8 protein-coding genes (1 of these 8 running past the window's edge) are annotated in these 20,992 nt (G+C 50.9%); 6 read left to right on the top strand and 2 right to left on the bottom strand.

The window, feature by feature from the left end:
• The first annotated feature begins 1 nt into the window (after position 1).
• Positions 2–601: a nitroreductase family protein gene (locus tag VR7878_RS03400; RefSeq protein WP_077333463.1), complete on the top strand. Its 600-nt coding sequence runs from the start codon at positions 2–4 to the stop codon at positions 599–601.
• A 249-nt stretch (positions 602–850) separates the two neighbouring features.
• A complete protein-coding gene (locus VR7878_RS03395) occupies positions 851–1,807 on the top strand; it encodes a transposase (protein ID WP_077333461.1) in 957 nt (318 codons plus the stop codon).
• 12 nt (positions 1,808–1,819) lie between these two features.
• Here VR7878_RS03395 and VR7878_RS03390 read toward each other — a convergent pair whose 3' ends face one another.
• Together VR7878_RS03390 and VR7878_RS03385 are read right to left on the bottom strand one after the other, a co-directional pair.
• A complete protein-coding gene (locus VR7878_RS03390; RefSeq protein WP_077333459.1) occupies positions 1,820–2,515 on the bottom strand; it encodes a thioesterase II family protein in 696 nt (231 codons plus the stop codon).
• A 257-nt stretch (positions 2,516–2,772) separates the two neighbouring features.
• Positions 2,773–5,037, bottom strand: a complete 2,265-nt coding sequence (locus tag VR7878_RS03385; RefSeq protein ID WP_077333457.1) for a TonB-dependent siderophore receptor — start codon at positions 5,035–5,037, stop codon at positions 2,773–2,775.
• 319 nt (positions 5,038–5,356) lie between these two features.
• Here VR7878_RS03385 and VR7878_RS03380 point away from each other — a divergent pair, with 319 nt between their 5' ends.
• The 4 genes in view from VR7878_RS03380 to VR7878_RS03365 are tightly spaced (at most 36 nt apart) and all read left to right on the top strand, a layout consistent with a single transcriptional unit that may run on beyond the window.
• On the top strand, positions 5,357–6,283 hold the full coding sequence (locus VR7878_RS03380) for a TauD/TfdA family dioxygenase (protein ID WP_077333455.1): 927 nt from the start codon (positions 5,357–5,359) through the stop codon (positions 6,281–6,283).
• Positions 6,284–6,319: 36 nt separating this feature from the next.
• On the top strand, positions 6,320–12,952 hold the full coding sequence (locus VR7878_RS03375; protein WP_077333453.1) for a non-ribosomal peptide synthetase: 6,633 nt from the start codon (positions 6,320–6,322) through the stop codon (positions 12,950–12,952).
• On the top strand, positions 12,949–20,283 hold the full coding sequence (locus VR7878_RS03370) for a non-ribosomal peptide synthetase (protein ID WP_077333451.1): 7,335 nt from the start codon (positions 12,949–12,951) through the stop codon (positions 20,281–20,283). Before VR7878_RS03375 ends, VR7878_RS03370 begins: the two co-directional genes overlap by 4 nt.
• On the top strand, positions 20,280–20,992 hold the beginning of the coding sequence (locus VR7878_RS03365) for a non-ribosomal peptide synthetase (RefSeq protein ID WP_077333449.1). Its footprint extends 13,960 nt past the window's final position; the window shows 713 of its 14,673 coding nt (coding positions 1–713); the start codon lies at positions 20,280–20,282; its stop codon lies beyond the right edge, outside the window. The genes VR7878_RS03370 and VR7878_RS03365 overlap by 4 nt, the downstream gene beginning before the upstream one ends.

Below are 20,992 nucleotides of genomic sequence, written 5' to 3'. Positions count from 1 at the left end.
TATGGAATCTTTAGCGCCTTTATTATCCAGACGTTCTTATTGTCGGAAAAAACTCATTCATCCGGCTCCCGACGATCAAGAATTGCAGCGTTTATTTGAGTTGGTGATGACTACGCCTGATCATGGCAATTTGAAACCTTGGCGTTTTCTGATTGTGAAAGGCGATAAAATGCAGGTGCTGGCAGATGCCACATTGGAAATGTATCGTCGGCAGCTCCCGAATGGTGAACTGACCGAAAAGGCTCGGCGCTCCTGTCAGGAAATCGCCAATACCCCGATGATGATTATTGCTGTGACAGACTTAAAACCAGAGCACCATGTGTCATTGTGGGATCAGTGGTTATGTGGTGGTGCAGCGGTACAAAATATTATGACGGGCCTGCATCTGATGGGATACGGCGGTTTTTGGTATACCTTTCTGGCAGGCGATGAGCTTAAGCCAGTTCTGGGAATGCAACCGGAAGATCAGGTACTTGGCGCGATATCCGTCGGCACACCGAAAGAACGGTTTGTCCGACCTGTAGAGAGGCAGTCTCCCAATCAATACTGCTTTGAATGGCAGGGGTTGGCAGAACAACCAACGCCATATTTCGAAGATTAGGCTAGCGAGGTACGGAGGACACACGGTTTATGGTGTTATGGGTGTTATGGGTGTTATGGGGACAGACTGTTTTGTTATCTGGAAACACAAAATAAGCTCATCGCCTTAAATCCAGCGAGTATGTCATTCTTGAGTAACATAAAAGTTACATAGAAAAAAGTTACATCACACGTAACCTCGCCAGAGAACTCTTTTTCTACGTTCTTACTTGCGGCAGACTCATTTCATCATTCTTCGACCGGAATTGTTATGACGATTGCCCGAACACAGCTCGTTTCCCCTGACATCACTTCGTTCTACCATTGTGTGTCACGCTGTGTTCGGCGCTCTTTCCTCTGTGGCGATGATCCCCTCACTGGTGTTTCTTATGAACATCGTCGCCATTGGGTTGAGCAACGTATATTGGCTTTGGCTCAAATTTACTGTATCGATATCTGTGCCTATGCAGTGATGAGTAACCATTATCACTTGGTTGTTCATATCAATCGCGCCAAAGCCCTGCAACTCTCTGAAAGAGAAGTGGTTGCGAGATGGGAACAAGAGCATCAACTGCCCCCATTGATACAATCCTATCTTAAAGGACAACTCTCAGCATCTGAGTATCCTGCATGTCTGAAGCTGATTCATATTTGGCGGGAACGTCTTTATTCGCTCAGTTGGTTGATGAAAGAGTTGAACTATCATATTGCTTTGCGGGCAAACCAAGAGGATCAGTGTCGCGGACATTTTTGGGAGGGGCGATTTAAATCTCAGGCACTGTTAGATGAAAAAGCCTTGCTGGCAGCCATGACGTATACCGATTTGAATCCTGTCCGAGCTAATATCGCTGAAACGCCAGAGACATCAGAATATACATCATTCAAGCGGCGTGTTAATGCATTGGAAAGTAATCAAGAGACACCTTTGGGTTTGTTTCCATTTATCGGTGATATGCATCAGGATCAAACGAATGGTATTCCATTTCGTCTGATCGATTATATGGAATGGGTTGATTTTGTGGGGCGTCAAATGCGGGAAGGAAAGCCGGGGTATATCAAGCAAACACATCCCGGTATCATTAGCCGCTTATCTTTGAATCAAATTGACAGTATCCATCTTTGTACTCGTCTTGAAAGAGAGCGCGGTTTATGGATTGGCACTAAACAACGCCTTCAGTATGTGAAATCTCTCCTGAACAGACAAAGGCTGCATGGGATCATGGTGTGAAAGTTTTATCCCTTAGAGCAAGCGAACCAAATTCTCGATAAATACCTTTAAATTCTGCTGGAAATAAAAGTGATCACCCGGCCAGTCTATATGTTGATAATCAGAGGTATACTGATTCCACTCTATTACTTTTTCTTGTTTAACGACCGGGTCGGAGAGGCCATGAATTGTGGTGATTGGACAAGACAACGGGGTAATATCTTGCCGAGTATAATAGTCATTCAGCGCGAGATCAGAGCGGATAATCGGCAAAAGAAGCTCAAGTAGTTCACGATGTTCCAGCACTTCATTCTTTATCCCTCCCATCTCTTTTAATAAAGCGATAAGTGCTTGTTCTGAAAGATCACTTTTTAGCTGAGTATCTCCTCGCAGATGAGGCGCATGGCTGGCAGAAATCACCAAGCTTTGTGGTGAGTCAAGGTCGGGTGTCTGCTGGATTTTTAACGCTAATTCGTAAGCGATAAGACCGCCTAAACTATGACCAAATAAGTGATGTTGTTCATGAGAAGGAAGTGTCGTTCTGAGCTGTTGTATCAAGTCATCCACCAGAGCCGTAATACTAGTCGGCAATGGTTCAGTAAACCGTCTTCCTCGGCCTGGATATTCAGGGCAGTAAAGCGTGATATTGTGTGCTGCGAGAAGTGGTTTCCAGTCAGAGTAGAGTGAAGATGAGCTACCGGAAGACGGTAGGCATATCAGTATTGCCATATGATTTCCTAAAATGATTGTATAAATTATGCATGTTTAACGTCTGTCTTACGAATACCTTGCATCCATCTATTTTAAAAGCATCTGTCCCTTTAGTTTTCCCTTTAGCTTTGGAGTGCCTGTCCCGCGAAGGAAATCGAGCGACTGTCCCGCTAATTTATTTGCCTTCAATTTCCATTTGCCTTCAATTTCCAAAAGAAAATAAAAGAAAGGCCGTCTGTCCCCCAAACGGCCTTCTTAAACCAAGCACTTGTTAATCAGAACTTATAATTCGCTTTCAGAGACACCGTTCTGGGTGACCCCAGATACACCGCATTCTGTGACGAGTCTGAAGATGAGGCATAGTAGTCTTTGTCGAACAAGTTGGCGACACTCAGTTGGACACGCAGATTTTTATCAGCAAAGGCTGGCTGATACCAAGCCGTCATATTCACGAGAGTATACGCATCAAGTGTATAATCATAGCCTTGGCGTCGGTTACCTGCGCGTTCTCCCACATAAACGACGCCTGTCCCTGCACCCCATTGTTCATTGATATCATAGAACAACCATGCACTGGCATTATGATCTGGCACGTTCACTGGTTTGGCTGTCGTATCCGGGGCATTGACAAACTCGACATCGGTATAGCCGTAAGAGAAGATAGCTGTCAGTTGATCGGTAATGGTGTAATCACCGTCAATTTCAAAGCCACGGCTGCGCTGTTTATACACATCATAGCTACCGGTGACATCCCCTTTATAAGCGACGTTATCCAAGTCAATCCGATAAGTTGAGAACGTCAGGTTGAGGTTTTTATCCAACAGGGCTAGTTTTGTGCCGATTTCATATTGGGTTCCTTTCTGAGAATCCACCCAATGATTGGCGACCGAGTCATATTTATCGTTCGGCATATAGGATGTCGCGATATTCGAGAACCCGGAAACATTATCGGTGAACTGGTATAAAGCCCCTAACTGACCACTGACGTTTGTTTCATAAGGTGTCTTTGTCTCACTTCCCTTGAATGATGGAAGCGTTGATTGCATATGTTTACGTGAATAGCGGTCGGCACGTAGGCCTGCAACAAAGTGCCAGTCACCGTATTCAATCAGATCATTCAGATAAATCCCATATTCAGTCAATGTCTGGGATTCATCTTGGATCTTGAACATGTCATTGGGGTTGGAAACATTGGTAAAATGGTCTGAATTATAGTCGTAAGCACCACTATTCGGATCAGCAGTTCCCAAAAAGCGTCCTGAATACACAGTTGTTGATGTATTTAAACCACTCCAACTGGCTGAAACGCTGGTTGTTTTATCTTCTTTGTAGCGGGTTGCATCAACCCCCGTGGTGATTTGATGGTAGGTCTGACCGATGTCAAAGGTCAGCTGGTTTTCCCAGGAAATTACATCGGTACGGCTTGAAGTATTCTCTCCGCCGATATATCGGTTGATTGTCCCGTCGAATACATTTTTGTTCTGATCCTGACCATAAATTGTGACACCTGCGGTTTTACCTCGGGAAGCAGCCGATGACGCATAAAAATGGACACGCGTGCCATCATAATCACGTTTCTGATGGCGCAGTTTCAGCCGAGTGGTCCACATATCATTCATATAATGCTCGATATCCAGCCCCCATTTTTGCGTGGTTCTCTCTTGCGAAGAGAATCCTGCCCCGAGCCGTTTGCTGCCGATATCAAGGAATCGCCAGTCACCGTTCGATGAATTGAGCACTGCCAAGGTACCACGGTCAAAAGGCACTTTTTCCTTATTGTATTTATAAGAGAAGGTAAGGCGTGTGTCCTCGCTGGCAATCCAAGTTAAAGAGGGGGCGATATAGGTTTGTCTGCTGTCGGAGTCATCACGCCATCCTTCAGAATCATCGGCCACACCGACAAGGCGATACAGCAGCGAACCATCTTCGTTCACCGCACCGGTGCTGTCGAAGCTGACGCGTCGTTTGCCATGCTCGTCAAGATTCAAACTCACTTGTGAGCTTTGCTCCGCTTCGGGTTTTTTACCGATAAGGTTAATCAGGCCGCCCGGATTCATGTTGCCGTACAGAATAGATTCGGGGCCTTTCACGACCTCAACGTATTCAATATCTTCCAAGACAGCTTTATCTGAGGCCAAGCCATAAATACGGGTGCCATCTTCGTAAACGCTGGCTTTAAACCCACGAATGGTAAATTCGTCGCGTGTTCCACCGTAGTCGTTATCTTTTGAGACATTACTGATATTACTCAGTACATCGCTCATATCGACCGCATTTTGTTGTTCGAGTAAGTCGCGGTTAAGCACTACCGCTGAACGCGGAATCTCGGTCAGATCAGCTTCTGTCCGCATCGTAGATTGCGCAATATTGGAGGTCAGCGTTTGTTTAATACTGCTACCAGTAACCACTATCACATCCGCATTGTCCTGGTCGGTTTCATTCGTTGCGGCAAAAACTGGAGAAGCGGTGAATCCAAGCACCAGAACATTACGGGGGTGGAGCAATGCACGAATGATTTGAGCTAGAGGTATTTTATTCATGTTGATGACTGCTTTTTCCGATGAAAGTAATTCGAGATAACCTGACAATTCCGTGTGTCCTTTCTATAGGAATGCAATTCATTCCATATTTATTACAGACAGCTATCTCACCATTGCATGTTAATTGAGCGCAATAAATGTAAACAATTCTATATACAACTGTAAAGTTCTAATGATAATTATTTTCAATATCACTATCATTTAGATTATGATAGCGTTCGATTTTTAATTCATAGAACAATTATGCATATACCCCATAAAGTGTATGTGTTTATCGTGCAGAGATAACCGACAAAAAATAATCACAGGAGATATCGCGATGGGAATTGAATTACCCCTGAAAGTCATCATGCAAAACCCGGAAGGCTGGAGAACGGATCTGGATAATATGCATCGGATTGTTGCAGACAATCTTCATCGGCATGGCGGTATTCTGTTCCGTGGATTCGATATTCTGGGCGAGACTGAATTTCAAGAATTTGCCCGATCATTCGGATTTCCGCTGCTCAACTATGAGTTTGGCTCAACGCCTCGCACCGATCTTGGTGAAGGGGTCTACACCACTACAGAGTATCCTGCCCATCAGGTTATCCCCCTACACAACGAACAGGCTTATACCCTCAACTGGCCGATGAAAATCTGGTTTCACTGCATTCAACCTGCGGAGACGGAAGGCGAAACGCCGATTGCCGACAGCCGTGAAGTGTATCGTCAGATCCCGACTCGGATCCGTGAGCGTTTCGAAGAGAAAAAACTGATGTATGTCCGCAACTATGGCAACGGGCTGGATTTACCGTGGGAAAAAGTGTTTGCCACCAGTGAGCCGAAACAGGTGGAAGCATTCTGTCGTGCCCATCAGATTGACTTTACCTGGAAAGGGGATGGTGAACTGAGAACCCGGCAAGTCTGTCAGTCCGTTGCCAGACATCCCGTCACACAGGAGATGGTGTGGTTCAATCAAGCGCACTTGTTCCATGTGTCCAATCTGGAAGCCCATATCCGGGAAACGCTGCTGTCTATTGTTGAAGAAGAAGATTTACCCCGGAACGTTTATTACGGGGACGGCTCACCGATTGAAGATGGCATTCTCGATGAAATTCGCGGTGTGTTAGATGAATGCATGGTGAAATTTCCGTGGCAACAAGGGGATGTTCTGATGCTGGACAACATGTTGGTTGCCCATGCCCGCTCTCGCTTTACCGGACCTCGCAAAGTGGTCGTTGCGATGGCAGAACCCAACTGCTAACCCTTGTTTTGAGCGCTAGGTGAGGAAAAAATAACGATGAATACGATTTCTCTTGAACAGACAAACGCAAACCAGCGAGTGTCACTCAATCAGTCCGCGCTGTGGTTTTTATACCAGCTTGCACCGACTTCTACCGCATATAACGTTTACTTTGTCAGTGAGCTAGGTCAGCCGGGCGAACCGCCTTTACAGTTGGATGAACTGGAAAAGAGTTTTTATCAGGCTGTCGAAAGTCATGAAATTATGCGTACCGGATATTTCCAGCAAGGGGAGCAAGTATGTGCGCGACTGTTTGCCGCGACGCAGGCAGAATTTACGGTCGAACATCAGATATGTGCTGATGCAGAACGGCCGGATTGGGTGAAACGTTCAGCCGATAAACCGTTCCAACTTGAAGCCGGAAACGTGCTGCGCGCCAGTCTGTTGATTGGTGAAGATGCTTCTTATATCACGGTCACTGCGCACCACATCGCCGGTGACTTTTACGGTATGGAGCGGTTTATGCAGACTTGGGCTGAGTTTTATACTCACCTGACGACGGGGCAACCGGCCCCAGAGATCCGCGAACAGTTTTCTCACTGGCTGGCACGTCAGGAGTTATGGCTGGCAAGTGAATCGGCAGCCAAAGCAACAACGTTCTGGCAACAGACCATCGGTGATGTACCCGAAGGATTAAATATTCCAACGGACTTCGAGCGCCCTGAAGTCCGTTGTTTTGCCGGTGATGAGTGGATTTGTCAGGCTGACAGCCGCCTGAGCGATACTATTCTGGCCACTGCAAAAGCGTATCAGGTCACACCGTATATCTTGTTGCTAAGTGCGTTTCAGTATTACCTTCACCGCTTGAGCGGACAGACGCGCTTTCTTATCGCGTCCCCCACATCCGGTCGGCGTGGACGACGAGATCGCGATGTGGTGGGTTACTGTGCGAACCCGATACCAGTGATGGCCGACTTTTCGCAATCCATTAGTTTTGCTGAATTGATGCAACAGAACACCGCCTTTCTTAAAGCTTCACTACCGCACCAGAAGTTACCGTTTGCCCGGCTTGCACAAGGGCTGATGAAAGAGCGCAGTGCTGATCGCAGCGGACTTGTGAGCCATATGCTGACTTACACACCGACCCATACACTTGATTTTTGTCGTCCGATCATCGGTCAGATGCTGGAAACCGGACAACGGGGTGCCGCCCACGAACTCAATCTCGGTGTGTATAAATCTCAGACCGGGGAACTGTCATGCCACTGGCGGTTTAATACCAGTCTGTTCCGCGAGGAAACCGTCGCTGCAATGGCAGATGACTTCTTTGCCCTGCTTGATTGTCTCACTGATAACCCGGAATGTGCGCTGCAATCTTTACCTGTGACGGCATGGATGAACGCATCTGACAGTCACAATGAGTGCGGTGACTCTCAACCTGATCCGCAACCGGCAACAGCGCTGGCACTCTGGCAGCAGCGTGCTGATGATGAAGTCGCGTTATTACATCACGAACAAGTTATCACAGTCGGTGAATTGAACCGAACCGTCGCCAGAATACACAATGGATTTGAACAGCAAGGGTTCAGCCCCCGAGAGCAGGGCTCACTTGCAGTGTTGCTACCACGGGGACAGACACAGGTTGCTGCGATGTTGGCGGCATGGCAATTCGGCATGCCCTATGTTCCGTTTGATGACAAACTGCCGACAGCGCGTTTACAAAGCATGATGGCGGATGCACAAGTACAGGCTTGCGTGGGACAAGGCGTGCGTCCGGCATGGCTGGCCGATCACATCGTATGGCTGAATGTGGACGATATGACGTCTTTCTCAGCACAAATGGCTGAATTACCGGCCAATCCTGCTTCAAGCGCTTATATGATATTTACCTCAGGATCGACCGGCACGCCAAAAGCTGTGGCTGTCGGGCACCAAGCGTTAGCCGCTTATGTCACAGCACTCAATCAGCGTTTGAACCTGAAACCCGGCAGTGTCTATGCCAGTCTGGCCAGTATCGCGACCGACTTGAGTTATACCGCACTATGGGGCGGATTGCTGGGTGGTTTCCCTGTCCGGGTGCTCGATGAAGAGTGGATGCTCGATGCCGAAGGGCTAGCGGATCATCTGCACACCTATCCGGTTGATATGCTGAAAATCGTACCATCTCATTTGCAGGGATTACTGGCCTCGGAGCGACAGGAAATCCTGCCCCGGGGGGCTTTAGTGCTGGGGGGCGAAGGGGTTACTGAGGCCTTGTTGCAACAGCTATGGCAAACTGCACCGAACCTGACCGTCTTTAACCACTACGGACCGACAGAAACAACTGTCGGCGTTCTTGCCGGCAAACTGACTGCCGGACAGCCGATTGCTCTGGGAACACCGCTGGCCGGCAACCGGATTTATGTACTGGATGATGCCATGTCTCCGGTTCCGACCGGCGCGGTCGGTCAGCTCTATGTTGCCGGTGCTCAGCTTGCTGAAGGATACTGGCAGGATGCTGAAAAAACCGCACAAAGTTTCATCGAGCATCCGCTGATCTCCGGTGAAACGATTTACCGCACCGGAGATCGGGTCCGGTGCTTGCCAAATGGCGCGCTACAGTTTATCGGCCGTGCCGATGGTCAGGTAAAAATCCGCGGTTATCGCGTCGAGCTGGCTGAAATTGAGCGTAAATTGGCGCAACTACCGTCGGTCAGCGAAGCTGCAGTTCATTTTGAAAGAGATGAGCGACGCGAATCACTGGTCGCATTTGTGGTTGCTGAGCATGGTCATGAACAACTTACAGCGGCGCTGGAAAGCGAATTGCCTAGTTATATGTTGCCGCATTTCTGGCACACCCTTGACCAGCTACCGCGTCACAGTAACGGCAAGGTAGACCGTAAGGCTTTGCGGGAGCTGGCGCAAAAGTTCATTGCCGGCCCGAGCTTAGCGGGACAGACGGATTTAGAGGCTGGCGACAAGTTAAAGGGACAGACGAATTTAGAGGGACAGGCAGCGTTAGCGGGACAGACCGATATAGCCGCGCCACAGCATCAGTTTGTCAGTCAGCTACAGACGCTCTTTGCGCAAGTGCTGCAACTGGAATCAACATCCATTGACCCGCAGGCGGGATTTTTCGCGCTGGGAGGCGATTCAATTCTGGCATTGCAACTGGTCGCGACTGCCAGAAAGGCATCATTGCCACTGACTCCTCAGATCATCTTCCGCCATCAAAGCCCGGCAGCACTGTCAGCATTCCTTGCTGAACAACAGGTAAAAGAAGCTGTAAATACCACTGCTGAGGTTGCTGATAACCGGACAACATCATTACAACCCTCGCGCTCTCGTCGTCAGATGGCATCACTGCCGAATACCATCGAATGTGGTGAGGTGACTACTGATCTCAGTCAACCGGATCTGACGCAAATCACCGCTCAGATTGACGCGAATGTAATTGAGGATATTCTGCCGTTGTCTCCCGGTCAGCAAGGGATCTTCTATCATTGCCTGCTGGAAGACGATCCGAGCTTGTATACCAATGTCACCGGGATGTCACTTGAAGGACGGATTGAACCGTTCGATTTTCTCCGGGCATGGCAAGACGCTGCGCAACGTCATGATATTCTGCGCAGCCGGTTTATCTGGGAAGGGCTGGATCAACCGGTGATGGTGGTGTGTCGCGGGCTGAAAATCGCGACGGACTATCAGGACTGGCAGCATCTGAGTGATGCGGATCAGGGGAGTGCATTTGCAGCGCTGTTAGCCCATGAGGCGGACAACGGATTTGATATTGGCACGGCACCGCTGATGCGAGTCACTTTAGTGCACTTTGGTCAAGCGCAGTTCCGCTTAGTCTGGACGCGTCATCATCTGGTGGTCGATGGCTGGACATCTGCATTGATCGCAGGAGAAGCGATCGCGCTCTATCGTCAGGAAAAGCTGGCCGAAGCCCCGACATTACAAGCGTATAGTCAATGGCTGGCCGATGCAGATGAGTCACAAGCGTTATCCTACTGGCAACAGACGCTGGCTGGTGTGGAAGCTCCGACGACGCTGTCATCATCGGTTTCGGCTGACGGTAGCCATTACGCGGAAGATGACGGTGAGAGTTCCGGGTTGCAAACCAACTATCCGCAAACCAACTATCTGAAAACCCAGCTCGATAGCACGTTACAGACACAACTGACGCAGCAGGCCCGGGCTCATAATCTGACGATCAATACCTTACTGCAACTGGGATGGGCACTGACCCTTAACCGAGTCACAGGGCGCAGTGATGTGATCTTTGGCAGCACCACCTCCGGGCGGAGCGATGCGGTCACCGCGATTCAGCAAACCGCAGGAATGTTTATCAATACATTGCCACAACGCGTGATCCTGCAAGCAGATATGTCGCTGCAAGAACTCGCTCAACAAGTGCAGCTCAGTGCGTCGGAATCACGCCATGCCGATTTTCTCTCGCTGGCACAGATCCAGTCATCGTTATCTCTGCCACCGGGGGAAGCCTTATTTGATTCGGTGCTGGTGTATCAGAACTATCCATTCCCACCGGCGCTGGCCGAACTTGATGATCCCAAAATCGAATTACTGTCGATCATCGAGCATAGTAACTTACCGCTCATGCTGCAGGTCGAGCCCGGTGAGACGCTGACGTTACACTGTCGGTATGACCGCCAGCGCATCAGCGAAACACGGATAGCAACCTTACTGACGATCTTTGAACAGGCATTAATTCAGCTCGGTCAGTCGTTGACGCAGCGGATCGATACCTGTCTGTCAGCCTTGATCGCACATGACAGTGAACTGGCGATATGCAAAGGGCCGATGACTGCCACACCATCCGGTCCGAGTTGCGACTTGATCCAGCAAATCCATGTTCAGGCCAGTCAAACCCCCGATAAACCCGCGCTGATTGCCACCGAGCAAACCTACACTTATGCCGCATTGGTTGAGGCCGTTGAAAAACGTGCCGCAGTGCTGACCGGTCTGGTTGCGGAACTAACGGGGACAGACACTTTTGTCGATGCATCTGTTACAGGGACAGACACCCTAACGCGGACAGTCGCGGTCGCGTTGCCGCGAGATGCTGAGTTGGTGATTAACCTGCTGGCGTTGTACCGCGCCGGTATCACCTATATTCCCCTTGACCCGGGTCATCCGGCGGAGCGGCTGGAGAATATTCTGCAACAGTCTGATGCGAGTTGTTTGCTGGTGGCGGAGCCACTGGCACTCAAGACTGCGGTACGTCAGGTGACGATTGCAGAATTACAAACGGCTGATGTCCCGGCTGCGAACCGCATCGCCATGCCGACATCGGATGAGACCATTCCGGCCGAGGCGATTGCCTATAGTATTTTTACTTCCGGTTCAACGGGGCAGCCGAAAGGGGTGCAGATCTCAAGAGGGGCGTTACAACACTTTATGCGTGTGATCGCCAACGAGATTCCTGTTTCTGCCCAGAGCCGCTTACTGGCCGTGACGACTGTCGGATTCGATATTGCTGCGCTGGAACTATTCTTGCCGTTGTTACACGGTGGTTTGCTGGTACTGGCCGGAGATGACGATTGCAAAGATACCCAGTCCTTGGTGCAGCAGATTATCAATCATGACATCAACCTGTTACAGGCGACACCAGCCACTTGGCAGGGATTGGCTGAATATGACGGGACATGGTGGCAGAAGCTCGATGTTTTATCCGGCGGGGAAGCGTTGCCGAAAACGCTGGCTGCCACATTGCTGCGGCAAGCCAACCGGGTATTTAATCTGTATGGTCCGACGGAAGCAACAATTTGGGCGAGTTGCGAGCCGGTTTCCTGTGCGTCACTGGACAGTCTGTCAACCAATCATGTCGTGATTGGTCAGCCATTTGCCGATACCGAGTTTTATGTGTTGGATGAGATGCAACATCCGGTGCGGCTCGGTGTTGAAGGGGAGTTATATATTGCCGGTAACGGTCTGGCTCAAGGTTACCTGAACCGGGCTGAACTGACGGCAGAGAAGTTTGTCGCCAACCCATTTCGGGATGAACCGGGAGCGCGGATGTACCGAACCGGTGACCGGGTAATGATGGATGAGCAGCAGCGTATCCACTACCTCGGACGAATGGATTTTCAGGTCAAACTGCGTGGTTTTCGCATTGAACTCGGCGAAATCGAAGCGCTGTTGCTCAACCATGAGGCGGTCAAAGAAGCGGTCGTGGTTTTATGGGATGGAGAGCAAGATTCAGCCTTTATTGCCGCTTATGTTTCACTCCGCCACGGACACAGTGAGTCAACGGATTTAACCGCATATCTGGCTGAGCACCTGCCGGGCTATATGGTACCGGCCTCTATCCAGATCATGGAGCACTTACCGCTGAATACCAATGGCAAGATCAACCGACAGGCATTGCCTTATCCGGCAGCGCGAGAAAGCCGTCATTATCGTCAGCCGGAAACGGCAACCGAGCAGCGTCTGGCGGAAATCTGGCAACAAATACTAAATGTTCCAGAGATGAGCGTTGACGACAATTTCTTCCATTTAGGTGGAAACTCGCTCTCTGCAACGCGCTTACAGGCCCGGATTCAGCGCACTTTCAATCAACGCCTGCCGTTGGCTGAAATTTTCCAGAACCCAACAATCAAAGCACTGGCAGACAAACTGAGCGCGGAATCTTCACAGCAAGATGATTTAGCGACGATGGCTGCCCTGTTAGATGAGTTTGAATTATGAGTCATGCCGAATTGAACCAACAGAATACCCTTGATGCCAGCAAGTCTGATGCAACCCCGCGTCCGAAACCGGAGAACCCGCTGGATCCGCATCATATCGCTCAGCGTCTGGCGCAGCTGCCTCCGGAGAAAAAACAGCAGTTCCGGGCATTACTGCAATCGAAGCAGATTGACAGTTGGCAATTGCCGATTGTCCCGGTGTCACATCCGGACAATCGTGCGGCGCTCTCCAGTGCGCAGCAACGCTTGTGGTTTATTGAACAGTATGAGCAGGGACGGGCGTTATATAACCTGACCGGACGGCTGGTTCTGACCGGACAACTTGACCAACAGGCGATGCAACGGGCGTTTGCCAGTTTGCTGCAACGTCACCATATTTTGCGCAGTACCTATCAGACCGATGCGGCTGGTCAGGTCTACCAGCAGGTTGAACAGGACTATCAACTGCCGTTCGAGATTCACACTCAAGTCACCGATATTGAGCAGCGCTGTGAACAGATCAGCAATCAGCCGTTCACCTTGGATCGCGATCTCCCTGTCAGAGTGGCGTTACTCTCTCCGGCAGAAGAGGCTTGTGAAAAGCGTCTGTCCTCAGAAGCTATGTCTTCAGAAGCTGGGGAAGCAGAAAAGTGCCTGTCCCCGGAAGAGAACCAAGCCTGCCTGTCCTCCGAAGAACGCTCTTTGCAAGGGCGTCTGTCCCCGCAAGGGGAGCCGTCTTCAGCAAGCCGTCACAACCAGTGCTGGCACTTACTGTTTGTCATTCACCATATTGCGTTTGATGCGTGGTCTGAATCTGTGCTGATTCAGGAGTTGGCCGCATTATACGATCATCATCTCAATCATCCGGGCGAAGAAGCTGCACCGCCGTCATCGTTGCAATATGCAGATTATGCGGTCTGGCAGCAGGAATGGCTGATGAGTGAGAAGGCCGAACAACAGCGTGAATTTTGGCAGACAACCCTAGCCAACGCCCCGAGTCAGACACAGTTACCGTTTGATTTTCCCTATCCGAGCGTGGCTCAGCGTAATTATCAGGGCGCGCAACAAAGTCTGACACTGCCTGCTGCTGTTCTTCAGGCTGCACAGAGTTTTGCCGCCCGGGAAGGCACCACGTTATATAACGTCATGCAGGCTGCGTTCTTGCTGCAACTCAACCGGCAAGGGGCCGGAGCCGATATCTGTCTGGGGACGTCGGTCGCCAACCGGCAACGGCCTGAGCTGGAGACGATGCTCGGATTTTTGGTCAATACACTGGTGTTGCGTCATCAGTTGCCGCCACAAGTCACATTCCGGCGCTTGGTCTCCCAAGTGTCGCAGACGACACAATCGGCATTTGAACATCAGGATCTGCCTTTTGATCTGGTGCTGGATGCATTGGATGTTGAACGCGGGCAGGCATGGAGCCCGCTGTTTCAGGTGCTCTTTGTCTATCGCAATGTGCCGCGTAGCTCTCTGTCTCTGACAGATCTTTCGATTGACGTGGTGGAACGTGAACTCAAACAGGCGCGTTTCGATATGACCGTGCGTTTAAATGAGATCGAGCAAGCTGACGGTGAGGCCGCGTTACGCATTGATCTTGAATACAGCACCGAGCTATTTAGTCAGGAAACGATCCAAACTTTACTGGAAGCGTATCTGCAAATCCTGACACAAGTGTTCGAACAGCCCGATCTGCGATGGGATATTCGTGAACGAGAGCTGGCTGAACCGGTGTCTGCCGATGATGCTACGGTTTCCGAGACGCTTTCGTCAGCGGACAGCGCTGAGGTGATGCAACTGGCTGAACAGATTGCAGCGGGATACCGTGAGATGTTACGCAAAGATGTGACACTGCATGACAGCTTTTTCCAGCTTGGTGGTGATTCGATTCTCTGCTTACAACTGGTGGCGTTGCTGAAAAAATCCGGAGTAAAACTGACACCGAAACAGGTTTTTGCCAAGCAAACCCCGCTGAAGATTGCCCGGGCACAATTACAGGTTGAGTCAAGTGATACCGACGATGTCACGCAACTGGCCGAACAGATTGCCGCCGGATATCGCACTATGCTGAACAAAGATGTGACGCTGCATGACAGTTTTTTCCGGCAGGGGGGCGATTCGATTCTCTGCTTACAATTGGTCGCGTTACTGAAAAAATCCGGGATAAAACTGACACCGAAACAGGTTTTTGCCCGGCAGACGCCAATCGCACTGGCTCGCGAACTTATCGGTGGCGTTCCGGCAGCAACTCAGGTTGAGGCGACCGAGCCGAGCCAGTCCAACATTCCGCTGGCACCGATTCAGCACTGGTTCTTTGACCAACATCTGGCGCAAGCCGATCACTGGAATCAGTCGGTGCTGTTAAGTTACACCGACACGATTGATCTGTCATGTCTGCGCCAAGCGGTATCACAAGTGTTTGCGCTGCATCCTCAGTTATCAGCGCGCTACTTTGTTGCTGATGAGGTGAGCATCGTTGCGGGGACAGACACCCCAACAGGGACAGACGTTCTTGCAGGGACAGACACTTTATCTGGGACAGACGTTTTATCTGAGACCGATTTGCTTACGGGGACAGGCACCCGAGCCGCGAATGCCCATGCTGAGAAACAAACCGTATTGCAGCAACTTGGCGAGGGGCCGTGGCCGGTCGAGGCTCATTCGTTGCCGGCTGAGCAACTTGATACCTTATTGCAGGCGCAGCAATCATTACTCAACTTACAGAATACCGCTCCGATTCGTGCCGATGTGATTGATTTTGATGATCAAGCCGGTGGGCGGATTTTGCTGACCGCTCACCATTTGGTGGTTGATGGTGTGTCTTGGCGAGTGCTGATCAGCCAGTTATGTCAGGCTTATTTTAGTCTTTTAGGCGGAGCGCAAGCTGAACTGCCTGAACCAAGTGCTTCATACGGGGAGTGGGTTCGCAGCCTGCAACAGTGGCCGGAATCCCACAAGCGTGCCGCCCGAGAATACTGGCAGCCGCTTGCAAGGACAGACGCCGCAACGCAGCACCAGTGGGTACGTTTGCCAGCCTCGGTCGGGGAGATCGATTTCACCCAGCCAAACCGTTTGGCGGATACCGAGAGTATTGATGTGCAGCTTGAACCTGTGCTCACCCGGAAATTAACCACGACCGCACTGCAAGCTTATGATCTCGGCATTAATGACCTATTACTTGCGGCACTGAATGGCTCCATCGCAGAATGGCGTGCAGTACCTGAAGTTCTGATTGAACTGGAAGGTCACGGTCGGCAACACGAGACATTGGATTTATCGCAAACCGTTGGTTGGTTTACCAGCCGTTATCCGGTACGTTTGCAGTGCCATGCGCATTTCGTTACGGGCAGCGTTACGGGGACAGACACCTTAGGAAAAGACGTTGCATGGACAGACGCCACAATGCGTCAGTTGATTCTGGATACCAAAGCGCAACTGCGTCAGGTGCCGGAGCAAGGGCAAGGATTCGGCGTGCTGAAATATTTGTGTGGTGAACTCGACACGCTGGTTACCCCCTCGATTGTGTTTAACTATCTCGGTCAGTTGGATCGTGGTTTAGCGATCGGCGATATCTCGCTCGCGGATGAAACGGTGCCTGAACAGCGACATGGCAGCAATACCCGCAAGCAGTGGCTGGATATCAATGGGATGATTAAGAACGGTGCGTTAACCGTGCACTGGCAGTTTAACCACAATGTGCAGACGCCTCACATGATCCGGCAAGTGGCAGAGCGTTTTATCACTGTGTTATCCGCATTGATTGAGCACTGTGAGCAGGCACAGCCAACCCTGTCACTGAGCGATTATCCGTTGGTGATTGACGCTGTGGATTCTCAAGAGGCATTCGAGCATTTGAGCGACCAGCTTCCGATTGATTCGGATGCGCTGGAAAATATTTACCCGCTGACCCCGACACAACAAGGGATGCTTTTCCATAGCCTTGCTGAGCCAGGCAAGGGATTATATCTCAATCAGAGTGTGATCGACTTTCATGGTGAACTGGACGTACAGGCGTTACAGAATGCCTGGCAGGCGCTGCTCGATCACCATCCGGTACTACGCAGCGGTTTTCACTGGCAAGGGCTGGATTCCCCATTACAATATGTGGCCCGCACCGTGCCACTGGATTGGCAAGTGATGACACTTCGTGACGACACAACGCCGGAGCTGCAAGTACATGAACTGGCTCAGGCTGCATTGACCCAAGGATTTGCGCTTGATCATCCCGGGTTAATGCGTTTCCAGTTAGTGCGTCTCAAAGCCGATCACCACTGCCTGATCTGGACCCGTCATCACTTGATTGTCGATGGCTGGTGTACCGGCCAGATGGTAGCCGAAGTGCGCCGCTCTTATCAAAGTTTGGTTGCGGGACAAGGCGTAGCTGATGCGGTCAGTGTCGGTGAATTCGCTGATTTTGTTGCCTGGTTGCAACAGCAAGATACCGCGGCCAGTTTAGATTACTGGCAACAGTTGTTGACCGAGACCAACGCGGCTGATAGTGCAAAGCTTCCCCGGCCATTCAAACCGGAGCAAGGGCAAGCACCAACAAACGCTGCAATAGGACAACAATATACTCAGGCGTTGTCTCCGGCATCGGTCACCGGGCTGAAAGCATTGGCGGCCCGGCATCAATTAACACTGAACTCCTTGTGTCAGGCGGCTTGGGCGCTGATTCTCAAACGTTACACCAATCATGACACCGTCACCATGGGCATCACCAGCGCAGGGCGACCCGATGCGCTGGAAAATGCACAGCAGATGATGGGCGTGTTTATCACCACCATTCCGTTAGTTGCGCAGCTCAATGAACCGCAATCATTAGTAGATCTGGCACACCATTTACAAAGCCAGCTGATGGACAGCCGTGAACATGAGCATGTGCCATTGGTTGAAATCCAGAAAACAACCGGCGTGGCAGACGCGCTGTTCGATAACTTACTGGTGTTTGAAAACTACCCCGGTGAACAATTCCAGATGGATGATGCCTTGCAGTTTACCGTGCGGGAAACGCTGGAGCGCAATAATTACCCGTTAACGTTAGTGTTGGTGCCGCATCAACAGTTAGATATGCGTCTCACTATCGATTCGGGTCAAGTTGAGCCGTTAGTTGCGACAGCGATGTTAGCGGATTTTGTCACGTTACTGACCCAGACTGCGACGGCTGAACATGATATTCATGGAGATGAATTTATCCGTGCGTTGGCAAGCGAGTGTCAGCAACCCGGCCCGTGGCAGTGGAACCAGACCGGACAAGTCTATGATGTGCCAGCCACGCTGGATGCTTATCTTGCAAGGCAGGTTGAACGGACACCGACGCACGTAGCATTGGTGTGTCCGGCTGACATTGTGTCTCCGATTTATCTGGAGGCTCTTGGCGCGAATGGCAGTGACTGGCAACCGGGTCAAGATCTAGCGCTGAGCTATCAGACGCTCGATGCGCTGGCGAGCCGGTTGGCGCATTACCTGCGCCGGTCACACCAATGTCTGCGTGGTGAGCGCATCGGTTTATGTATGCGTCGCTCACCGGAGATGGTGATTGCTATGCTGGCCTGTGTGAAGCTCGGCTGTGCTTATGTACCGCTCGATCCGGATATGCCGGCTCAGCGTCTGGCGATGATCGTTGCCAGTGCCCGGCCGAAGGTGGTTCTGGCACAGCAGAATGTGATGCACCAGCTCGAAGGACAGACGCCTGAAGAGCCGGTATTAACGGGACAGACGGCAGAAGGAGCGCTGGGAGCTTTCGCAGGACAGACGGTGCTGGCGGTAGAAACCGTTCTTACTGAAAGTCACAACTATCACGGACAACCATGGCAGCCAACGGACAGCCAAATCGTACAGGCCGATGATATTCTGTATGTCCTCTATACCTCCGGCTCGACCGGTAAACCCAAAGGCGTTGCTGTGCCCCATGCCGGGATCGTCAACCGGATTGCGTGGATGCAAGACACATTTGGCTTGCAGCATGATGACGTGGTGTTACAGAAAACCCCGTATGGTTTCGATGTTTCAGTCTGGGAGTTCTTCTGGCCGCTGGTCAGTGGCGCTCGATTGGTAATGGCTGAACCGGATGCGCATAAAGACAGCGGCAGACTGTCTGAACTGGTACGGGATTACGGCATTACGACCATGCATTTCGTACCTGCGATGCTGCATGGTTTCCTTGAATCCTTAGCGGGACATTCCTTAGCGGGACATTCCTTAGCGGGACAGACGCCTGAAGGAGAGACATCCTTCGCGGGACAGACACCGCAAGCGCCTTCTCAACAAGCAATCGCCTGTCCTCATCCTCAGTTACGCCGGTTGATTTGTAGTGGCGAAGCTCTGCCTTATCACGTGCAGCAACACTGTCTGAAGTTATTGCCGCATGTAGGGCTGTATAACCTGTACGGCCCGACTGAAGCCTCGATTGATGTCACATGGTGGGATTGCCGGGCGAAAAATATTGTCAACGAAGTACCGATCGGTTATCCGATTGCCAATATGCAGACGTGGATTCTCGACCGTCAGCTCAATCCCGTACCGGTCGGGGTTGAAGGGGAATTATATCTTGCCGGGGTCGGTCTCGCAGCCGGTTATCTGGGGCTGCCTGAATTGACTGAATCGGTGTTTATTGCCAATCCATTGGCTGCAACAGCAACCCCTTCAGCCACAACTCAACCGACCAGCGATGCGCAGTATGCCCGTTTGTATCGTACCGGTGATCTGGCGCGCTATCGTGCTGATGGCGCCATTGAGTATCTGGGAAGAGCCGACTTTCAGGTCAAAATTCGCGGGCAGCGGATTGAACCGGGAGAAATCGAAGCAGTGCTGGCAACCTATCCGGCGATTCGCGAAGCCGTGGTTCAGGTGCGCTCGCGAGGGCAGCAAGATGCATTGGTCGGCTATGTGGTCTGTGAGCAACAACTGCCGATTGAGCCGTTGATGACCTTCCTGCAGCAGCGCCTGCCCGTTTATATGGTGCCGGATCAGATTGAGATCTTAACCTCATTGCCGCTGACTCATAACGGCAAAGTGGATCGTAAAAATCTACCGGAGCCGAGCTGGCAGCGTGTGGCATTCTCCGCACCGCAAACTCCGACCGAACAACAACTGGCAGCCCTGTGGCAGAGCTTATTGGGTATCGAGTCTGTCGGGCGTCACGACAACTTCTTTGCACTGGGGGGCCATTCGCTATTGCTGACCCGTCTGGTGAACCGAATCAATCAACAATTTAACCTGAATCTTCGTTTGGCACAGTTGATGGAACTGCCGGATCTGTCAAGTCTGGCCGCTTATGTGGATATGCACTGTCATACCTGCCAAGCCGAACCAACGACCGACCACGAAGATGAAAGGGAGAGCTTTGAATTATGAGTATTGCCGTACTTTTAGCTGAGTTATTCCAGCGTGATATTCGCTTACATCTGGAAAATGGCAAATTGAAAATTGATGCCCCGAAAGGGGCATTTACTGCCGAGATCAAGCAGACATTACAGGCGAGAAAAGCGGAAATTATCGCGCATCTGCAACAGCAGCAACAGTCCCGGACATGGCCGGCACTGACCCGGGTCAACCGTGCGGATGCGGTGTTGCCACTCTCTTTTGCTCAGGAGCGGATGTGGTTTTTGCAGCAGTTTGAGCAAGCGAGCGGCCAATATAATGTCAATGCACTATTGGCGGTAAAAGGTCAGGTTGATCTGACGCTGTTCCGGCAGATTTTTGGCCAGTTAGTGGCAGAGCACGAAATTTTCCGAACCACATTTTCAGCGGCGGCCGATGGTCATCCGGTTGCCCATATACACACAGCACAAGCGATCATGGATGCATGGCAGATTCGCGAGATTGATTTAGGTGCTATCGAACAGCCGCAAGCCGATGATGAGGCTTATGATTCGGCACTGAAAGCCGTCATGAGTGAACCATTTGATCTGGCAAAGCCACCGCTGTTTCGTCTGACACATCTGAAATGTGCAGCGGGAGCTTCCCGGTTGCTGCTGACTTTTCATCATATTCTGGTCGATCACTGGTCGTTACAAACCCTGACAAGCATGATGGTGGAAAAAGCCAATCAGTTGACCCGTCA

This window comes from Vibrio ruber DSM 16370 (assembly GCF_900163965.1).
Lineage (GTDB): Bacteria > Pseudomonadota > Gammaproteobacteria > Enterobacterales > Vibrionaceae > Vibrio > Vibrio ruber.
This window is presented reverse-complemented; position numbering and strand designations above follow the sequence as displayed.